Genomic DNA, 17,244 nt, shown 5'->3' with positions numbered 1-17,244 from the left:
GGGTAACGGGGGAAGCGGCGGGGCCAATCGGCCCCGCCGCTTCATTTTCGTACGCGCCGCCTAGGCGGCCGCCGCCGTGCGGCAGCGGCCGGCCGCCGCGCCCGCGATGCGGCCGAGCGCCTCCTCCTTGCCGCAGGGGTGGGCGCCGAGCGCCGTCTGGCGGGCGACGATCGCGCGCTCGGCGCGCATCAGACGCCAGCCGCGGCGCAGCAGGAACGCCACCGACTTGCGGCCCTCCTTCAGATCGCGAAGCAGTCTGCGGCGGAAGGTAGTGGAGGGCCGCCCGCGCAGGCAGATCGCGTCCGCGAGCACCCCGAGCTCATGGCAGCGGGTCACGATGTCGGCGGCGAAGATGCCCTCCGCGATGAACAGCGGGGTGCGGTCGATGCCGAGCGCGGTGGTTCCGGTGATGGAACTCGTCGCGATCGAATAGACCGGCACGGCGGTACGCCCCGTACGGCACAGCTCGGTGATGGCGCGGACCGCGGCGTCCGCGTCCCAGGACAGCGGGGAGTCCCAGTCGATGTCCGCGCTGCCCGCCACCAGCGGCAGGGTCGGATCGTCACCTTCTTTGTAGAAGTCGTCGAGGCGCAGCACGGGCAGGTCCGTGCGGGCGGCGAGGGACGACTTGCCGGAGCCGGAGGGTCCCGACAGCAGGACGACGCGCGTCGGAATGGCAGATGAACTCACGGGACACCAGTGTGGGCCATGCACCCGGGAGTAGTACCCCTCGGGGAGGCCGTTGGTATCGAGCATCACATCTCAACTACGCTTCGTGTCCGTGTGATTACGCACCTTCCGTACGAGAGTGAGTGGGATCCCATGGGACATCACGAGGCCCCCAAGGCCGCCAGGGCCCTGCGCCACCGGGCCCTGCTGAGGGCCGGGCTCACCGTCACCGCGGCCGGCGCGGCCCTGGCCGGCGCGGGTTCGGCGGCGCAGGCGGCTCCCGCGGCCGAGGCCCCCGCGGCGGGGCAGAGCGCGATGGCCACCGACCTCGCGGCGGGCGCGCAGGGCGCGGCCGGGGCGGTCGGCTACGCGATCGCTCCCGCGAAGACGCTGCGGCTCGACCCGCTGGCCAAGACCGGGGTCGACCCGCTGAACAACGGCGTGGGCACTCAGATCGCCGACTTCAAGCCCGTCTCGACGGCCGACGCGATGAGCCCGGTGACGAGCGGCGGCGCCCTCAATGACCTCCCCGTCGCGGGTCAGGCGGCGGGGCTGCTGCCGGGCTGAGCCCGCGCGCCGGTATCCGGCACGAGAAGTGCCCGAGGCCCCCGCCGGTCCAACCGGCGGGGGCCTCAAGGGAGTTGACTCAGTACGCGGAGCCGGACGCGCCCAGCGAACCCGTCGGGTGCCAGACCGTCTTGGTCTCCAGGAACGCGGTGAGGCGGTCGGTGCCCGGGTCCGCGGCGAAGTCCACGGCCTTGGGGCGCACGACGCGCTTGAGGTTGTCCGCCGCCGCGATCTCCAGGTCGCGCGCCAGCTCGGCACCCGCGCCCGTCAGGTCGATCGCGTTGACGTCCTGGTGCGCGGCCAGCGGCGCCGCGATCTCGGCCGTCTTGCCGGACAGGACGTTGACCACGCCGCCCGGCAGGTCGGAGGTGGCGAGCACCTCGCCGAGCGAGAGCGCCGGGAGCGGCGCCTTCTCGGAGGCGATCACGACGACGGTGTTGCCGGTCGCGATCACGGGGGCGATGACCGAGATGAGACCCAGGAACGACGACTCCTGGGGCGCGACGACCGTGACGACGCCGGTCGGCTCGGGGGTGGAGAGGTTGAAGAACGGGCCCGCGACCGGGTTCGCCCCGCCCACGACCTGGCCGATCTTGTCGGTCCAGCCCGCGTACCAGACCCAGCGGTCGATGGCAGCGTCCACGACCGCGGCGGCCTTGGACTTGGAGAGCCCCTCCGCCTCGGCGACCTCGCGCACGAACTGGTCCTTGCGGCCCTCCAGCATCTCGGCGATGCGGTAGAGGATCTGCCCCCGGTTGTACGCGGTCGCGCCCGCCCAGCCGCCGAACGCCTTGCGGGCCGCGACGACCGCGTCCCGCGCGTCCTTGCGGGAGGAGAGGGGCGCGTTGGCCAGCCACTTGCCCTTGCTGTCGACCACTTCGTACACCCGGCCGCTCTCGGAACGCGGGAACTTCCCGCCCACGTACAGCTTGTAGGTCTTGAAGACGCTCAGCCGCGTCGAAGTCTCAGACATCGAGGTAGCCCTCCAGGCCGTGCCGGCCGCCCTCGCGGCCGAAGCCCGACTCCTTGTAGCCGCCGAACGGCGAGGTCGGGTCGAACTTGTTGAACGTGTTGGCCCAGACGACACCGGCGCGGAGCTTGTTCGCGACCGCGAGGATGCGCGAGCCCTTCTCCGTCCAGATGCCGGCGGAGAGGCCGTACTGGCTGTTGTTGGCCTTGGCGACGGCCTCGTCCGGGGTGCGGAAGCTCAGCACGGACAGGACCGGGCCGAAGATCTCGTCGCGGGCGATGGTGTGCGCCTGGGTGACGTTGGTGAACAGCGTCGGGGCGAACCAGTAGCCGGCCGAGGGCAGGTCGCACGGCGCGGTCCAGCGCTCGGCGCCCTCCGCCTCGCCGGTCTCGGTGAGCGCGGTGATCCGGGCCAGCTGCTCGGCCGAGTTGATGGCGCCGATGTCGGTGTTCTTGTCCAGCGGGTCGCCGAGGCGCAGCGTGGACAGGCGGCGCTTGAGCGAGTCGAGCAGCTCGTCCTGGATCGACTCCTGGACCAGGAGGCGCGAGCCCGCGCAGCAGACCTGGCCCTGGTTGAAGAAGATGCCGGAGACGATGCCCTCGACGGCCTGGTCGATGGGGGCGTCGTCGAAGACGATGTTGGCGCCCTTGCCGCCCAGCTCCAGGGTGACCTTCTTGGACGTGCCGGCCACCGAGCGGGCGATCGCCTTGCCGACGGCGGTCGAGCCGGTGAAGGCGACCTTGTTGACGTCCGGGTGCTCGACCAGGGCCGCGCCCGCGTCGCCGTACCCGGTGAGGATGTTGACGACGCCCTTGGGCAGGCCCGCCTGGCGGCAGATGTCCGCGAAGAACAGGGCGGACAGCGGCGTGGTCTCGGCCGGCTTCAGGACGACCGTGTTGCCGGTCGCCAGCGCCGGGGCGATCTTCCACGCCAGCATCAGGAGCGGGAAGTTCCACGGGATGACCTGGCCCGCGACACCCAACGGGCGCGGGTTCGCGCCGAACCCGGCGTGGTCGAGCTTGTCGGCCCAGCCCGCGTAGTAGAAGAAGTGCGCGGCGACCAGCGGGAGGTCCGCGTCGCGGGTCTCCTTGATCGGCTTTCCGTTGTCCAGGGTCTCCAGGACGGCCAGCTCGCGGCTGCGCTCCTGGATGATCCGGGCGATCCGGAACAGGTACTTGGCGCGCTCGGAGCCGGGCAGCGCCGACCACTTCTCGAACGCCTTGCGGGCGGCCTTCACGGCCCGGTCCACGTCCTCGGCGCCCGCCTGGGCGACCTCGGACAGGACCTCCTCGGTGGACGGCGAGACGGTCTTGAAGACCTTGCCGTCGGCGGCCTCGGTGAACTCGCCGTCGATGAACAGGCCGTAGGAGGGGGCGATGTCGACGACCGAGCGGGACTCGGGCGCGGGCGCGTACTCGAACGCGGCCGTCTTCTTTTCCATTGCCATGGTGATCAGTCCACCGTCACGTAGTCGGGGCCGGAGTAGCGGCCGGTCGCCAGCTTCTGACGCTGCATCAGCAGGTCGTTGAGCAGCGAGGAGGCGCCGAAGCGGAACCAGCGGTTGTCCAGCCAGTCCTCGCCCACGGTCTCGTTGACCAGGACCAGGAACTTCACCGCGTCCTTGGTGGAGCGGATGCCGCCGGCCGGCTTCACGCCGACCTGGATCCCGGTCTGGGCGCGGAAGTCGCGTACGGCTTCGAGCAGCACCAGGGTGTTGGGCGGCGTGGCGTTCACGGCCACCTTGCCCGTCGACGTCTTGATGAAGTCGGCGCCGCCCATCATGCCGAGCCAGCTGGCGCGGCGGATGTTGTCGTACGTCGACAGCTCACCGGTCTCGAAGATGACCTTGAGGCGGGCCTTGTCGCCGCACTCGGCGCGGACGGCCGCGATCTCCTCGTACACCTTGCGGTAGTGACCGGCCAGGAACGCGCCCCGGTCGATCACCATGTCGATCTCGTCGGCGCCGGCCGCGACCGCGTCCCGTACGTCCGCGAGCTTGACCGGCAGTGCCGCGCGGCCCGCGGGGAAGGCGGTGGCGACGGACGCGACCTTGACGTCCGAGCCCTTCAGCACCTCCTTGGCGGTCGCCACCATGTCCGGATAGACGCAGACGGCGGCGGTGTGCGGGGTGGTGCGGTCGGTCGGATCGGGGTGGACGGCCTTGGCGGCGAGCGCCCGGACCTTGCCCGGGGTGTCCGCGCCTTCAAGCGTCGTCAGGTCGATCATCGAAATGGCCAGGTCGATGGCGTACGCCTTGGCCGAGGTCTTGATCGAGCGGGTGCCGAGGGACGCGGCGCGCGCTTCCAGGCCCACCGGGTCGATGCCGGGGAGCCCGTGGAGGAAGCGGCGCAGCGCGCCGTCGGACGCGGTCGCGTCGGCGAAGGCAGCTGCAGGTGCATTGGTGGGCATGGTCACCAGATGAGCATATCTACGCGCGTAGCTGCCTGTACAGCCCCCGAGGCTCAGGTGAGCGGGGGTGAGCTCTGTCACGCGTTCGTGACACCGAACGGACATTTCTCGCACAGGTGCTGCATAGATTTCTTCTTGCAGCCCCGCCCAGCCTCAACGGCCCCACCCGGCAGAGGAGGCGGCATGCAACCTCTCCTTTTTCTTCCTTCTCCGGCCGCTCGGCCGCCCTGTTCCATGGAGTCGTTCATGTCGACCTACGCCCGCATCCCGCTCCGCGCCGCGATCGCCACCGTCGCCCTCGCCGGAGCCTTCCTCACCCCGGCCGCGGCCTTCGCGGCCACTCCGGCCCACACCCCGGCCGCCGCCTCCGCCCCGTCCGCCGGCCGCTACGACGGCGAGAAGGTCCTCGTCCACAAGGACGCCGGGCACGGCGTGCTCGCGGTGCTCCGCAACGGGGCCGAGGGGCCCGAGGCCTGGCTGCGCGCAGTCGGTCCCGACTGGAAGCCGGGGGACGTCTGGGCGGTCAAGGTGGTGGGCGCGGTGACCCGGCAGACGCCGAGCTTCACGGTGACGGAGTACGTCCCCGGCCTCAAGGCACAGCTGCTCAAGGCCGAGACCGCCACGCCGGTGCTGCGGATCACCTCCCCCGACGGCTCCGTGAAGACGTACGCCCTGCCCAAGGGCGCCGCGGCCGAGCCGTCGCCGAAGCCGAGCGGCAAGCCGTCGGCGAAGCCGAAGCCGTCCGAGCCCGTCGCCGCCCAGGGCTGCACGGTGACCCAGCGCAAGAACATCGGGGCCGGCACGCTCGCCGTGCTGACGATGGGAACGAAGGGCCCGTCGGTCACCTTCGAGGACGGCGACCGCACCCCGGTCAAGGGCTTGGGCAAGCTCGACCGTCAGCACCCCGAGCTGCCCGTCTCGGCCGGCATCTACGCCGAGATCCTCAACCCCTACGGCTCCGCACCGCAGTTGAAGACGCGGACCCAGGGCGGTGACGCCCCCTACGGATACGCCACCTTCCCGAAGCTGCCCAAGGGCTGCACCCTCGACGGCACTTCCACCCCGGTCACCAACGGCGGCCAGACCACCGTCGTGCCCAAGGGGGCCGTCGCGGCCGGGGCCGAGATCGAGCAGAGCAGTGGTGACAACACCGCGCTGATCGCGGGCGGCGCGAGCCTCGCCGTGGTCGCAGCGGGCGGGTACGTGGCGCTGCGTCGCCGCAACGCCGCCCGTATCTGACCACCCCGGGCGGGCCGCCCCACCGGCGGCCCGCCCCTCCTCATGGCCCTCGGAGCGCCCCATGTCCCGCACCCGTGCGGCCCGTTCGGCCGCCGCAGCCCTGTTCGTCCTCGCCGCCGGCGTCTCGGCCGCGGGCTGCGGTTCCGACCCCGCCGAGCCCACCCCGCCCCCGAACGTCTCCGCCGCCTCCAGTGCCCCCGCCGCCCCCAGGGCCGCCACCGCGCTGCCCGCCTCCGAGCCGGTACGGGTGAGGATCCCGGCGGCCGGGGTCGACACGGGCCCGGTCCTCGACCTCGGGCTCGCCGCCGACGGCACCGTCGAGGTGCCCTCCGTCGCCGACGCCGACAAGATCGGCTGGTACGACAAGGGAGTCACCCCGGGCCAGACCGGGCCCGCCGTGCTCATCGGGCACTTCGACACCGTCAAGGGCCCGGCGGTCCTGAAGAACGTCTCCAAGGTCAAGGTCGGCGACCTCGTCTCGGTCGCCCGCGCCGACGGGAAGACCGCCGAGTTCAAGGTCCGCGCGCTGGAACAGGTCGACAAGTCGACCTTCCCGACCCAGAAGGTGTACGGCAACACCGACCGCCCTGAGCTGCGCATCATCACCTGCGGCGGCGAGCTGACCGGCGGGCACCGCCCCGACAACATCATCCTGTACGCGGATCTGGTGGCCTGAGCTGATCGGGTCCCGGGGGCGTGAGGCAGAATCGGGCCATGACGAGCCCCACGCCGCCCGCCGAGCCGGCCTACGCCGACCGGACCTACCGCTCACCCGCCGGTATCGCCGGCGGCGCGCTGCTGCTTGCGATCGGTATCTGGCTCGGCGTCGACGCCGTGGTCCAGGGCCATGGCAACGCCCCCTGGCTGGCGCTCGCCGTGCTGCTCTGCGCGGTGCCGCTGATCGTCGCCTTCAGCTTCCGCCCCGCGGTGTTCGCGGGCGCCGACCGGCTCCTGGTGCGCAATCCGTTCCGTACGATCACGCTGCCCTGGGCGTCCGTGGCGGACGTACGGGCCGGGTACTCCAGCGAGGTCTTCGACCAGGCGGGCGGCAAGTACCAGCTGTGGGCGATTCCCGTCTCGCTGCGCCAGCGCAAGCGGGCCGCCCGCCGGCAGGTGCGGGACGCGACGGTCGACGGGCAGATCGGCGTCCCGGTCACGGCCGACGTCAGCGATGCCAAGGCGCGCATGGCGCCCGCCGACCAGTCCATCCGGGACCTGCGCGACCTCGCCGAACAGGGCGCCCTGCGCGAGAGCGCGCAGGGCGAGGTCGGTGTCCGCTGGGCGTACGAGGTCATCGCGCCGGCGGTCGCCGGGGCGGTCCTGTTCGTCGTCCTGCTCGCCATCGGCTGACCCCGGTCACGGCGGGCCGGGCCACACCAGGAGCATGTAGGCGCCGAGCCACGCCGACGACAGGGTGGCCGCGCCCAGCACCAGGACGGTGACCGTGCGGCGGGCCCGCGCCAGTGCCAGCGCGACCGGCAGCAGCAGCGGGAAGCCGGGGACCAGGAAGCGGGCCCGCGGGAAGTAGACGCCGCCGCTGCCGAGGACGACCAGGAGCAGCGCGCCCGTGAAGACCAGCAGGACCAGCGGCTGGCGGTCGGCGAGCGAGAGCAGATACAGCGCGCCGGACAGGATCAGGACCAGCGTGACCAGGACCAGGAACAGCGGCGGCCGGTTCGCGTACACGAGGATGGAGCGGATGTCGCGCAGGGTGCCGATGCCGCCGTCCCACTCGTTGTCCCAGACCTTCTGCACCGCGAAGTAGCCGTCCCAGCGGCCGAGCCGCAGCCCCACCCAGGCCACATAGCCGCACCAGCCGGCCGGCGCGAGCAGCCCGCCGAGCACCAGGCGCCGGTCGAACGTCCGGGTGCGTACGAGGGCCACGAGGGCGGTCAGTGAGACCGCGGCCGCGAGCGCGATGCCGGTGGGGCGGGTCAGGCCCGCGAGCGCCGCCAGCGAGCCCGCCCAGACCCAGCGCCGGGCCAGCACGCAGTACAGCGCCCACGCCGTCAGCGCGGTGAACAGGGACTCCGTGTAGCCCATCCACTGGACGACCCCGACCGGCAGCGCCGCCCAGAGGACCGTGAGCAGGGCGCCCGTACGGCGGCCGTGCAGGCGGTCGCCGACCGCGAACACCCCGCACGCGGCGGCCAGCGAGAACCCGATCGCGAGCAGCAGCCCGACGCTGGCCCGCGAGCCCGGCGTGACGGCCGCGACCGCCTTCACCAGGCACGGGTACAGCGGGAAGAAGGCCAGGTTGTTCAGCTGCTCGGCGTGCAGCGCGTGGACGTAGCCGTGGGCGGCGATGCCGAGGTACCAGTTGGAGTCCCAGGACGTGGCGAGCGTCGGCCAGATCCCGTGGTGGCGCACGTGCGCCCACTTCGCGAGGACGAGCACTCCGAAGAGGCGGACCGCGAGATAGCCGAGCAGCGCGGGCCCGGCGTACCTGAGGGCGGTGCGCGCCCGCTCCCCGGCCGACGGACGGCCGGCCGTGCCGCGCCGGACCGGGTGCCGGCGGGCGGCGGGGACGGGACGGCGACGGACCGTGGTCGACGCCGGTGACGGTGCGGTCGGGGACACTGCGACGGCTCCTTGGCTCGGGCACGGCGGGAGGTACGGGTCACCCTTTCTCGCAAGTCCCCGCCGGATGCCGCACCGCTGCGTCAACTGCCGTACGAAATCACCCGAAAGCGGGAGTGGGGCGGTGGTCGATTGACCACCGCCCCACTCCGTCGCGTGCCGTCCGTCAGATGCCGGCGGCCGCCGCGAGGTCCTTCTTGATGCCGGCGAGCAGCTCGGCACCCTTGGCGCGGGCCGCGTCCAGCTCGTCGGACGAGCCGACCGGGACCACGACCTCCAGGTAGCACTTGAGCTTCGGCTCGGTGCCGCTCGGGCGGACGATCACCCGGGCGCCCTCCAGGTAGTAGCGCAGGCCGTCGGTGGGCGGCAGGGCCTCGGTCCCCTGGTTGAGGTCCTCGGCCTTGGTGACGGCGAGGCCCGCGAGCGAGGTCGGCGGCTGCTCGCGCAGCCGCGCCATCGCGTCGGAGATCACGGTGAGGTCCTCGACGCGGACCGACAGCTGGTCGGTGGCGTGCAGGCCGTGCGCGAGCGCCAGTTCGTCCAGGAGGTCCAGGACCGTGCGGCCCTGCTCCTTCAGGACGGAGGCGAGCTCGGCGACCAGGAGCGCGGCCGTGATGCCGTCCTTGTCGCGCACGCCCTCGGGGTCGACGCAGTAGCCCAGCGCCTCCTCGTAGCCGTAGCGCAGACCGTCCACGCGGGCGATCCACTTGAACCCGGTGAGCGTCTCCTCGTAGCCGAGCCCCGCGGCCTCGGCGATGCGGCCGAGCAGCGAGGACGACACGATCGACTCGGCGAACACACCGGAGACGCCCTTGGTGACCAGGTGGGCGGCGAGCAGCGCGCCGACCTCGTCGCCGCGCAGCATCCGCCACTCGCCGTCCCGGTCCCTGACCGCGGCCGCGCAGCGGTCGGCGTCCGGGTCGTTGGCGATCACGATGTCGGGGTTCGCGCGGCGGGCCGTGGCGAACGCCAGGTCCATCGCGCCCGGCTCCTCCGGGTTGGGGAAGGCCACGGTCGGGAACGCCGGGTCGGGCTCGGCCTGTTCGGCCACGAGCACCGGCTCGGGGAACCCGGCCCGCGCGAACGCGGCGAGCAGCACGTCCTTGCCGACGCCGTGCATCGCCGTGTAGACGACGTTCGCGGTGCGCGGCGACCCGGGGGTCAACACCGCGTCCGTACGCGCCAGATAGGCGTCCAGGACCTCGTCCCCGAGCACCTCCCAGCCGCTCTCGGGCCGCGGTACGTCGTTCAGCGAGACGACCGCGTCGATCTCGGCGGCGATCTCCGCGTCGGCGGGCGGCACGATCTGCGAGCCGTCGCCGAGGTAGACCTTGTAGCCGTTGTCACGCGGTGGGTTGTGACTGGCCGTCACCTCGACGCCGGCCACGGCGCCCAAGTGCCTTATGGCGTAGGCGAGTACGGGCGTCGGCAGCGGCCGGGGCAGGACGGTCGCCCTGAGCCCGGCGCCGACCATGACGGCCGCCGTGTCCCGCGCGAAGTCCGCGGACTTGTAGCGGGCGTCGTAGCCGATGACGACGAGCCCTTCGCCCTGGCCCTTCGCCTTCAGGTACGCGGCGAGCCCGGCGGCGGCGCGGATGACGACCGAACGGTTCATCCGCATCGGCCCGGCGCCCAGCTCGCCGCGCAGCCCGGCGGTGCCGAACTGCAGCGTGCCGCTGAACCGCGCGGCCAATTCCTCGACGTCCGAACTCTCGATGAGCTTGGCCAGCTCGTCGCGCGTCTCGCTGTCGGGGTCCTCGGCCAGCCAGGCCTGGGCCCGCGCGATCAGGTCCTGCGTCACGTTGTCAGCCTTTCGCGAAAAGGGGATCAGATGCGGTCGAGTACCCGGGTGAGCAGCTCGCCCATGCGCGCCGCCGAGTCGCGGCCCGCCTGGAGCACCTCTTCGTGGTTGAGCGGCTCACCGGTCAGACCGGCGGCGAGGTTGGTGACGAGCGAGATCCCGAGGACCTCCGCGCCGGCCTCGCGGGCGGCGATGGCTTCGAGCACGGTCGACATGCCGACCAGGTCGCCGCCCATCACGCGGACCATGTTGATCTCGGCCGGGGTCTCGTAGTGCGGGCCGGGGAACTGGACGTACACGCCCTCTTCCAGCGTCTCGTCGACCTCCTTGCACAGCGCGCGCAGGCGCGGCGAGTACAGGTCGGTGAGGTCCACGAAGTTGGCGCCGATGATCGGCGAGGTGGCCGTCAGGTTGAGGTGGTCGCTGATCAGGACCGGCTGGCCCGGGCGCATGCCCTCGCGCAGACCGCCGCAGCCGTTGGTCAGCACGACGGTCTTGCAGCCGGCGGCGACGGCGGTGCGCACACCGTGCGAGACGGCGGCGACGCCGCGGCCCTCGTAGAAGTGCGTACGGCCGAGGAAGACCAGCGCGCGCTTGTCACCGATCTTGTACGAGCGGATCTTGCCGCCGTGTCCCTCGACGGCCGGCGGCGGGAAGCCCGGCAGCTCGGTCACGGGGAACTCGGCCTCGGGGGCACCGAGGGCGTCGACGGCCGGCGCCCAGCCGGAGCCCATCACCAGGGCGACGTCGTGGGTCTCGGCGCCGGTGAGCTCGCGCAGACGCGCGGCGGCGGCGTCGGCGGCGGCGTGGGGGTCCTGGAGCAGGTCCGGGGTGGCAGATGCGTTCACTGAGTCTCTCGCCTCGCGAAGGAACGTCGTCCCGCCCGGTGACTGTCCGGCCGGGTCCGGGGGGTTTTCCCCCGGTAAAGAAGAATTACGCGCACGAGCGTAACCGCTGAAGTCCTACGCGCGTAGATGTGCAGGATAACGGACCTGTCCGATCCCTTTGTGGCTTCGCACGAAAGCGGCGGCGGACCATCGGGCCGCAAAGGCGCGAAGCCCGGCCCTGACCTTGGTGTTCAAGGGGGCCGGGCTTCGGGCCGGCCTCAGCAGGGCCGCTTGCGAAGTTCCATCACATAGTCGTGCGGCGCGCCCGCGGACTCGGCCGCGTCGGCCAGCTCGCCCAGGTACCGCGCCGAGGGCAGACCGCCCTCGTACCCGTTCAGGACGTACAGCCAGGCCGCGTCCTCGCCGTCCAGCGTGTGCACCCGCACCCGCATCCGGCGGTAGATGTCGAGCCCGACCCCCTCCCACCGGTCCATCGACTCCTCGTCGAGCGGCGCGATGTCGTACAGGGCGACGAAGACCTGCGAGCGGGGTGCCTCGACGATCGTTGCGAGGGCACCCTCCCAGCCCATCTGCTCCCCGCCGAACGTCAGGCGCCAGCCGTTGAGCCAGCCGGTGCCGCGCAGCGGGGAGTGCGGGGCGCGGCGGGTCATCAGCCGCGGATCCAGGTTGCCGGCGTACGCGGCGTAGAGCGACATGGTGTCGAGGGTACGACAGTGGCCCGTGGGGGTACTTCGTGCGGCCCGCGCGCATCCGGGCCCCGCGGATCCCGCCACGGCGGCCGAATGGCGCCCCCGGGGCGAGGACACTTGAAGCGTGCGGGACAATGAGGTACGTACTGCGTTCCCCCGGGGCCCCGCCCCGGACCCCCGGCCGGGCGGGCAGGCAGGCCGGGATCGACACTACGAGGCGGACTTTTTCGTGACGCGGATCGTGATCATCGGTGGCGGACCGGGCGGATACGAGGCGGCCCTGGTGGGCGCCCAGCTCGGTGCGGAGGTGACCGTCGTGGACTGCGACGGTCTGGGCGGGGCGTCGGTGCTCACCGACTGCGTGCCGTCGAAGACCCTGATCGCGACGGCCGAGGTGATGACCACCTTCGACTCTTCGTACGAGGAGTTGGGCATCCTCGTCGCCGACGACACGCCCCCCGAGGAGCAGTCCGCCCGGGTCGTCGGCGTGGACCTCGGCAAGGTCAACCGGCGTGTCAAGCGCCTCGCGCTCGCCCAGTCCCACGACATCACCGCCTCGGTGACCCGGGCCGGCGCCCGCGTCATGCGCGGCCGCGGCCGGCTCGCGGGCCCCCAGGGCATCGACGGCACGCGCGACGTCATCGTCACGGCGGCCGACGGCACCGAGGAGATGCTCACCGCCGAGGCCGTCCTGATCGCCACCGGCGGCAGCCCGCGCGAGCTGCCCGATGCCCAGCCCGACGGCGAGCGGATCCTCAACTGGACGCAGGTGTACGACCTGGACGAGCTCCCCGAGGAGCTCATCGTGGTCGGATCCGGCGTCACCGGCGCGGAGTTCGCCGGCGCGTACCAGGCGCTCGGCTCCAAGGTCACCCTCGTCTCGTCCCGCGACCGGGTGCTGCCGGGCGAGGACCCGGACGCGGCCGCCGTCCTGGAGGACGTGTTCCGCCGCCGCGGCATGAACGTCATGGCCCGCTCGCGCGCCGAGTCCGCCAAGCGCGTCGGCGACCGCGTCGAGGTCACCCTCTCCGACGGCCGCGTCATCAGCGGCACCCACTGCCTGATGGCCGTCGGCGCCATCCCCAACACCGCGAACATGGGCCTGGAGGAGTCGGGCGTACGCCTCAAGGAGTCCGGCCACATCTGGACCGACAAGGTCTCGCGCACCTCCGCCCCCGGCGTGTACGCGGCCGGCGACGTGACCGGCATCTTCGCGCTGGCCTCGGTCGCCGCGATGCAGGGCCGCATCGCGATGTACCACTTCCTGGGCGACGCGGTGGCCCCGCTCAACCTGAAGACGGTCTCCTCCAACGTCTTCACCGACCCGGAGATCGCCACCGTCGGCTACACGCAGGCCGACGTCGACGCGGGCAAGATCGAGGCCCGCGTCGTCAAGCTGCCGCTGCTGCGCAACCCGCGCGCCAAGATGCAGGGCATCCGGGACGGCTTCGTCAAGATCTTCTGCCGGCCGGGCACCGGCATCATCGTGGGCGGCTGTGTCGTCGCGCCGCGCGCGAGTGAACTGATCCATCCGATCTCGATCGCGGTCGACAACAATCTGACGGTCGAGCAGATCGCGAATGCGTTCACCGTGTACCCGTCGCTGTCGGGCTCGATCGCCGAGGTGGCCCGTCAGCTGCACACCCGGAAGAAGGCCGGAGAGGCGTAACTTCCCTGGTGGGACGGGGGGTTGTCGAGTGGTGCACGGTGCCTGGGAGACCCGGGCCGGGCGTATACCACTCGACGACCCCCTTTGAGTGCACCTTCTGTTATTCGGCGCAAACTGCTGAGAATATTCGGCCGCCCAGGTTACTGTCAGTTTCGTGTTCGCTGCAGAACGTCGCCAATTGATCCTCGAAATGGTGCGCGCCAACGGGGCGGTATCGCTCCGTGAGCTCGCCCGCGTCGTCCAGACCTCCGAAGTGACCGTACGGCGGGACGTGCGGGCGCTGGAGGCAGAAGGACTCCTCGACCGCCGGCACGGCGGTGCGGTGCTGCCGGGCGGGTTCACCCGCGAATCCGGCTTCCCGCAGAAATCCCATCTAGCGACCGCCGAGAAGACGGCCATCGCCGACCTCGCCGCCAGCCTCGTCGAAGAGGGCGAGGCCATTGTGGTCGGCGCGGGGACGACCACGCAGGAGCTGGCCCGCCGGCTCGCACGGGTCCCCGGCCTGACCGTCGTCACCAACTCCCTTTTGGTGGCACAGGCGTTGGCGCACGCCAACCGGGTCGAAGTGGTCATGACCGGAGGCACCCTGCGCGGCTCCAACTACGCCCTGGTGGGCAGTGGCGCCGAGCAGTCCCTCCAGGGCCTTCGCGTCTCCCGCGCCTTCCTGTCGGGGAGCGGACTCACGGCCGAACGCGGCCTGTCCACCTCCAACATGCTCTCGGCGTCCGTCGACCGGGCCCTAGTCCAGGCCGCCGCGGAGGTCGTGGTCCTGGCCGACCACACCAAGCTCGGCACCGACACCATGTTCCAGACGGTGCCGACCGACGTGATCACACGCCTGGTCACCGACGAGCCGCCGGGCCACGACGACCGCGCCGCCACCGAGTTGCAGGCGCTTGCCGACCAGGGCGTGCAGATCGCCGTGGCCGGCCCCGCGGGCGCGGGTGGGGAGTCCACCCCCGGCCGCCCTCCGCGCCGCGACATGCCGCTCCCCGGCCAACGTCGCAGCCACGGCCCCGGTGCGGGCCCGCAGTTGCGCAGCGCGGCATCGATGGGCGAGCCGCAGGGGCCGGGTGAGCGGGCGCGGGTCGCGGATCTGCGGCGGCGCTGAAACGGGGCGTGGCGGCCCCTAGTCTTTGAGTCCCCGGTAGGTCAGGGCGAGCAGGCGGTCCGCCAACTCCGGGTCGTCCGGGGACTGTTCGGCCGCCAGAGCGATCGCGTTGGTCAGCTGCATGAGGTCGGCGATGGTGACGTCGGCTCGTACGGAACCGGCTTCCCTGGCCCGTACGAGCAGGGCGTCGCCCGCCTCGCGCATCGGCTCGCTGCACCTGGCCAGGGCCGAACTCGCGTCGCCCGAAGCCGACATGAGGGCGCGGGCCAGGCCCCGGTACACCCCCGCGTGCGTGATGATGGCGCGCAGCCACTCGATGAGCGCGGTGCAGGGCTGCTCGGCGTCCAGCAACTCCCTTGACCGGTCGAGGAGTACGTCCACCTCGCTCTGGAACACCGCGCTCAGCAGGGCGTGGCGGGTGGGGAAGTGGCGGTACAGGGTGCCGATGCCCACGCCGGCCCTGCGGGCCACGTCCTCCAGGGAGGTGTCCGTGCCGCGTTCTGCGAAGGCGGTGCGGGCGACGGCGAGCAGGCGGTCGTGGTTGCGCCGCGCGTCGGCCCTGAGGGGCCGAACCCCAACCCCCGTTTTCCCATCCATGCCCCCAGCATGCCACCCGGGCCCGTCCGGGGCGGCGGGGTGGGGAAAGGCAGGAGCCCCGGCCGCGAATGCGGCCGGGGCTCCTGCGCGTCAGCGCATCAGTCCTTGATTTCGCAGATCATCGCGCCGGAGGAGACGGACGCGCCGACCTCGGCGGAGAGTCCCTTGATGGTGCCGGAGCGGTGTGCGTTGAGCGGCTGTTCCATCTTCATGGCTTCCAGGACGACGACGAGGTCGCCCTCGTTGACCTGCTGGCCTTCCTCGACGGCGACCTTGACGATGGTGCCTTGCATGGGGGAGGCGAGGGTGTCGCCGGAGGTGGCGGAGCCGGCCTTCTTGGCGGCACGCCGCTTGGGCTTGGCGCCGCCGGCTGCCGCGGTGCGGGCCAGTGTCATGCCGAGGGAGGAGGGCAGGGAGACTTCCAGGCGCTTGCCGCCGACTTCGACGACGACCGTCTCGCGGCCGGGCTCTTCGTCCGTCTCGGTGTCGGCCGGAGCCGTGAACGCCGGGATCTCGTTGACGAATTCGGTCTCGATCCACCGGGTGTGGATACGGAACGGGTCGGCCGTGAAGGCGGGGTCTGCGACCACCGCGCGGTGGAAGGGGATCGCGGTGGCCATGCCCTCGACGTTGAACTCCGCCAGGGCACGCGCGGCACGCTGGAGCGCCTGCTCGCGGGTGGCGCCGGTGACGATGAGCTTGGCCAGGAGCGAGTCCCAGGCGGGGCCGATGACCGAGCCGGACTCGACGCCGGCGTCCAGGCGGACACCGGGGCCGGTGGGCGGTGCGAACACCGTCACCGTGCCCGGCGCGGGCAGGAAGCCGCGGCCCGGGTCCTCGCCGTTGATGCGGAACTCGAAGGAGTGCCCGCGTACGGCCGGGTCGTCGTAGCCGAGTTCTTCGCCGTCGGCGATGCGGAACATCTCGCGGACCAGGTCGATGCCGGTGACCTCTTCGGTGACCGGGTGCTCGACCTGGAGGCGGGTGTTGACCTCCAGGAAGGAGATCGTGCCGTCGGTGCCGACGAGGAACTCGACGGTGCCCGCGCCGACGTAGCCGGCCTCCTTGAGGATGGCCTTGGACGCGGCGTACAGCTCGGCGTTCTGGGCCGGGGTCAGGAACGGGGCGGGGGCCTCCTCGACCAGCTTCTGGTGGCGGCGCTGGAGCGAGCAGTCACGGGTGGAGACGACGACCACGTTGCCGTGGGTGTCGGCCAGGCACTGGGTCTCGACGTGCCGCGGCTTGTCGAGGTAGCGCTCGACGAAGCACTCGCCCCGGCCGAAGGCGGCGACGGCCTCGCGCACCGCGGAGTCGTACAGCTCCGGGACCTCTTCGAGGGTGCGGGCGACCTTCAGGCCGCGGCCGCCGCCGCCGAAGGCGGCCTTGATCGCGATGGGCAGGCCGTGCTGCTCGGCGAACGCGACGACCTCGTCGGCGCCCGCGACCGGGTCCGGGGTGCCCGCGACGAGCGGGGCACCGGCGCGCTGGGCGATGTGACGGGCCGCCACCTTGTCGCCGAGGTCGCGGATGGCCTGCGGGGGCGGGCCGATCCAGGTCAGGCCCGCGTCGATGACGGCCTGGGCGAACTCGGCGTTCTCGGAGAGGAATCCGTAGCCCGGGTGGACCGCATCCGCTCCCGAGTCGGCCGCGGCCGCGAGCACCTTGGCGATGTCCAGATAGCTGGCCGCCGGAGTGTCACCGCCCAGGGCGAACGCCTCGTCCGCTGCCCGGACATGCAGTGCATCCCGGTCCGGATCGGCGTAGACGGCTACGCTCGCGATCCCGGCATCCCGGCAGGCCCGGGCAACACGGACAGCGATTTCGCCACGGTTGGCGATGAGCACCTTGCGCACGATGGCTCCCTCCTTGAAACAAGCTGAGTTTAGGGAAGCCGCACACTGGCTTACGACCCATCCCCAATGGTGAGCTTGCCCACACGGAGTGTGATTCGAGGCACGCTCAAGTCGCGAAATCCCTTGTCGCACCACGGTACGCCGGGCTCCCGTACCGCACAGTAGCGGTGTGGTGTGGTCAAGGTCTCTGTCTCCGAGGCCCTCAGGTCGCCGGGTTTCTTTGTGGAGTCCCTACGAATGGC

At 71.9% G+C, this 17,244-nt stretch carries 16 protein-coding genes; 6 read left to right on the top strand and 10 right to left on the bottom strand.

From position 1 onward, the window contains the following. Window positions 1-60: 60 nt before the first annotated feature. On the bottom strand, window positions 61-756 hold the full coding sequence (locus ACSHXC_RS14920) for a uridine kinase (RefSeq protein ID WP_438292067.1): 696 nt from the start codon (window positions 754-756) through the stop codon (window positions 61-63). Between the two features lie 66 nt (window positions 757-822). Between ACSHXC_RS14920 and ACSHXC_RS14915 the strand changes: the two genes are divergently transcribed. Continuing rightward, window positions 823-1,236: a hypothetical protein gene (locus tag ACSHXC_RS14915; RefSeq protein ID WP_438292066.1), complete on the top strand. Its 414-nt coding sequence runs from the start codon at window positions 823-825 to the stop codon at window positions 1,234-1,236. Window positions 1,237-1,315: 79 nt separating this feature from the next. On the opposite strand, the gene ACSHXC_RS14910 is transcribed toward ACSHXC_RS14915, so the two are convergent. From ACSHXC_RS14910 to deoC, 3 genes are read right to left on the bottom strand one after another with little or no spacing between them, the layout of a single operon-like run. Further along, window positions 1,316-2,209 carry an aldehyde dehydrogenase family protein gene (locus ACSHXC_RS14910; protein ID WP_438292065.1) on the bottom strand — a complete coding sequence of 298 codons (894 nt, stop codon included), beginning with the start codon at window positions 2,207-2,209 and terminating at the stop codon, window positions 1,316-1,318. Beyond that, complete coding sequence (locus ACSHXC_RS14905; protein WP_438296591.1) at window positions 2,202-3,647, bottom strand: aldehyde dehydrogenase family protein; 1,446 nt, start codon at window positions 3,645-3,647, stop codon at window positions 2,202-2,204. Before ACSHXC_RS14905 ends, ACSHXC_RS14910 begins: the two co-directional genes overlap by 8 nt. An 11-nt stretch (window positions 3,648-3,658) precedes the next feature. Then, window positions 3,659-4,615, bottom strand: coding sequence for a deoxyribose-phosphate aldolase (gene deoC, locus ACSHXC_RS14900; protein ID WP_438296589.1), 957 nt, complete (start codon window positions 4,613-4,615; stop codon window positions 3,659-3,661). 246 nt (window positions 4,616-4,861) lie between these two features. Between deoC and ACSHXC_RS14895 the strand changes: the two genes are divergently transcribed. The 3 genes from ACSHXC_RS14895 to ACSHXC_RS14885 all read left to right on the top strand — a co-directional run bounded on the left by ACSHXC_RS14895 (window position 4,862) and on the right by ACSHXC_RS14885 (window position 7,204). Continuing rightward, window positions 4,862-5,854: a hypothetical protein gene (locus ACSHXC_RS14895; protein WP_438292064.1), complete on the top strand. Its 993-nt coding sequence runs from the start codon at window positions 4,862-4,864 to the stop codon at window positions 5,852-5,854. A 61-nt stretch (window positions 5,855-5,915) separates the two neighbouring features. Next, a complete protein-coding gene (locus tag ACSHXC_RS14890; protein WP_438292062.1) occupies window positions 5,916-6,530 on the top strand; it encodes a class F sortase in 615 nt (204 codons plus the stop codon). Window positions 6,531-6,568: 38 nt separating this feature from the next. Beyond that, on the top strand, window positions 6,569-7,204 hold the full coding sequence (locus tag ACSHXC_RS14885; protein WP_438292060.1) for a PH domain-containing protein: 636 nt from the start codon (window positions 6,569-6,571) through the stop codon (window positions 7,202-7,204). A gap of 6 nt (window positions 7,205-7,210) precedes the next feature. Here ACSHXC_RS14885 and ACSHXC_RS14880 read toward each other — a convergent pair whose 3' ends face one another. From ACSHXC_RS14880 to ACSHXC_RS14865, 4 genes are all read right to left on the bottom strand, one after another. Next, entirely contained in the window at window positions 7,211-8,434 is a 1,224-nt protein-coding gene (locus tag ACSHXC_RS14880; RefSeq protein WP_438292059.1) for a hypothetical protein, read from the bottom strand. 166 nt (window positions 8,435-8,600) lie between these two features. Next, on the bottom strand, window positions 8,601-10,235 hold the full coding sequence (locus ACSHXC_RS14875) for a phospho-sugar mutase (protein WP_438292058.1): 1,635 nt from the start codon (window positions 10,233-10,235) through the stop codon (window positions 8,601-8,603). A gap of 26 nt (window positions 10,236-10,261) precedes the next feature. Beyond that, on the bottom strand, window positions 10,262-11,083 hold the full coding sequence (locus ACSHXC_RS14870) for a purine-nucleoside phosphorylase (protein WP_344375487.1): 822 nt from the start codon (window positions 11,081-11,083) through the stop codon (window positions 10,262-10,264). A 257-nt stretch (window positions 11,084-11,340) separates the two neighbouring features. Further along, the gene (locus ACSHXC_RS14865) at window positions 11,341-11,778 is read right to left on the bottom strand and encodes a gamma-glutamylcyclotransferase (RefSeq protein ID WP_053728283.1); all 438 of its coding nucleotides are present in this window, start codon (window positions 11,776-11,778) and stop codon (window positions 11,341-11,343) included. 223 nt (window positions 11,779-12,001) lie between these two features. Here ACSHXC_RS14865 and ACSHXC_RS14860 point away from each other — a divergent pair, with 223 nt between their 5' ends. Together ACSHXC_RS14860 and ACSHXC_RS14855 are read left to right on the top strand one after the other, a co-directional pair. Then, a complete protein-coding gene (locus ACSHXC_RS14860) occupies window positions 12,002-13,441 on the top strand; it encodes an NAD(P)H-quinone dehydrogenase (protein ID WP_189962918.1) in 1,440 nt (479 codons plus the stop codon). A gap of 154 nt (window positions 13,442-13,595) precedes the next feature. Continuing rightward, a complete protein-coding gene (locus ACSHXC_RS14855) occupies window positions 13,596-14,552 on the top strand; it encodes a DeoR/GlpR family DNA-binding transcription regulator (protein ID WP_438292056.1) in 957 nt (318 codons plus the stop codon). 18 nt (window positions 14,553-14,570) lie between these two features. On the opposite strand, the gene ACSHXC_RS14850 is transcribed toward ACSHXC_RS14855, so the two are convergent. Together ACSHXC_RS14850 and ACSHXC_RS14845 are read right to left on the bottom strand one after the other, a co-directional pair. Beyond that, window positions 14,571-15,149, bottom strand: coding sequence for a TetR/AcrR family transcriptional regulator (locus ACSHXC_RS14850; RefSeq protein ID WP_438292055.1), 579 nt, complete (start codon window positions 15,147-15,149; stop codon window positions 14,571-14,573). 98 nt (window positions 15,150-15,247) lie between these two features. Beyond that, a complete protein-coding gene (locus ACSHXC_RS14845) occupies window positions 15,248-17,002 on the bottom strand; it encodes an acetyl/propionyl/methylcrotonyl-CoA carboxylase subunit alpha (RefSeq protein WP_438292054.1) in 1,755 nt (584 codons plus the stop codon). Window positions 17,003-17,244: the final 242 nt, after the last annotated feature.

It is taken from the genome of Streptomyces sp. HUAS TT7 (genome assembly GCF_051550175.1).
Lineage (GTDB): Bacteria > Actinomycetota > Actinomycetes > Streptomycetales > Streptomycetaceae > Streptomyces.
Note: the sequence above shows the minus strand (reverse complement) of the source record. Positions and strands in the feature narration are given on the sequence as shown.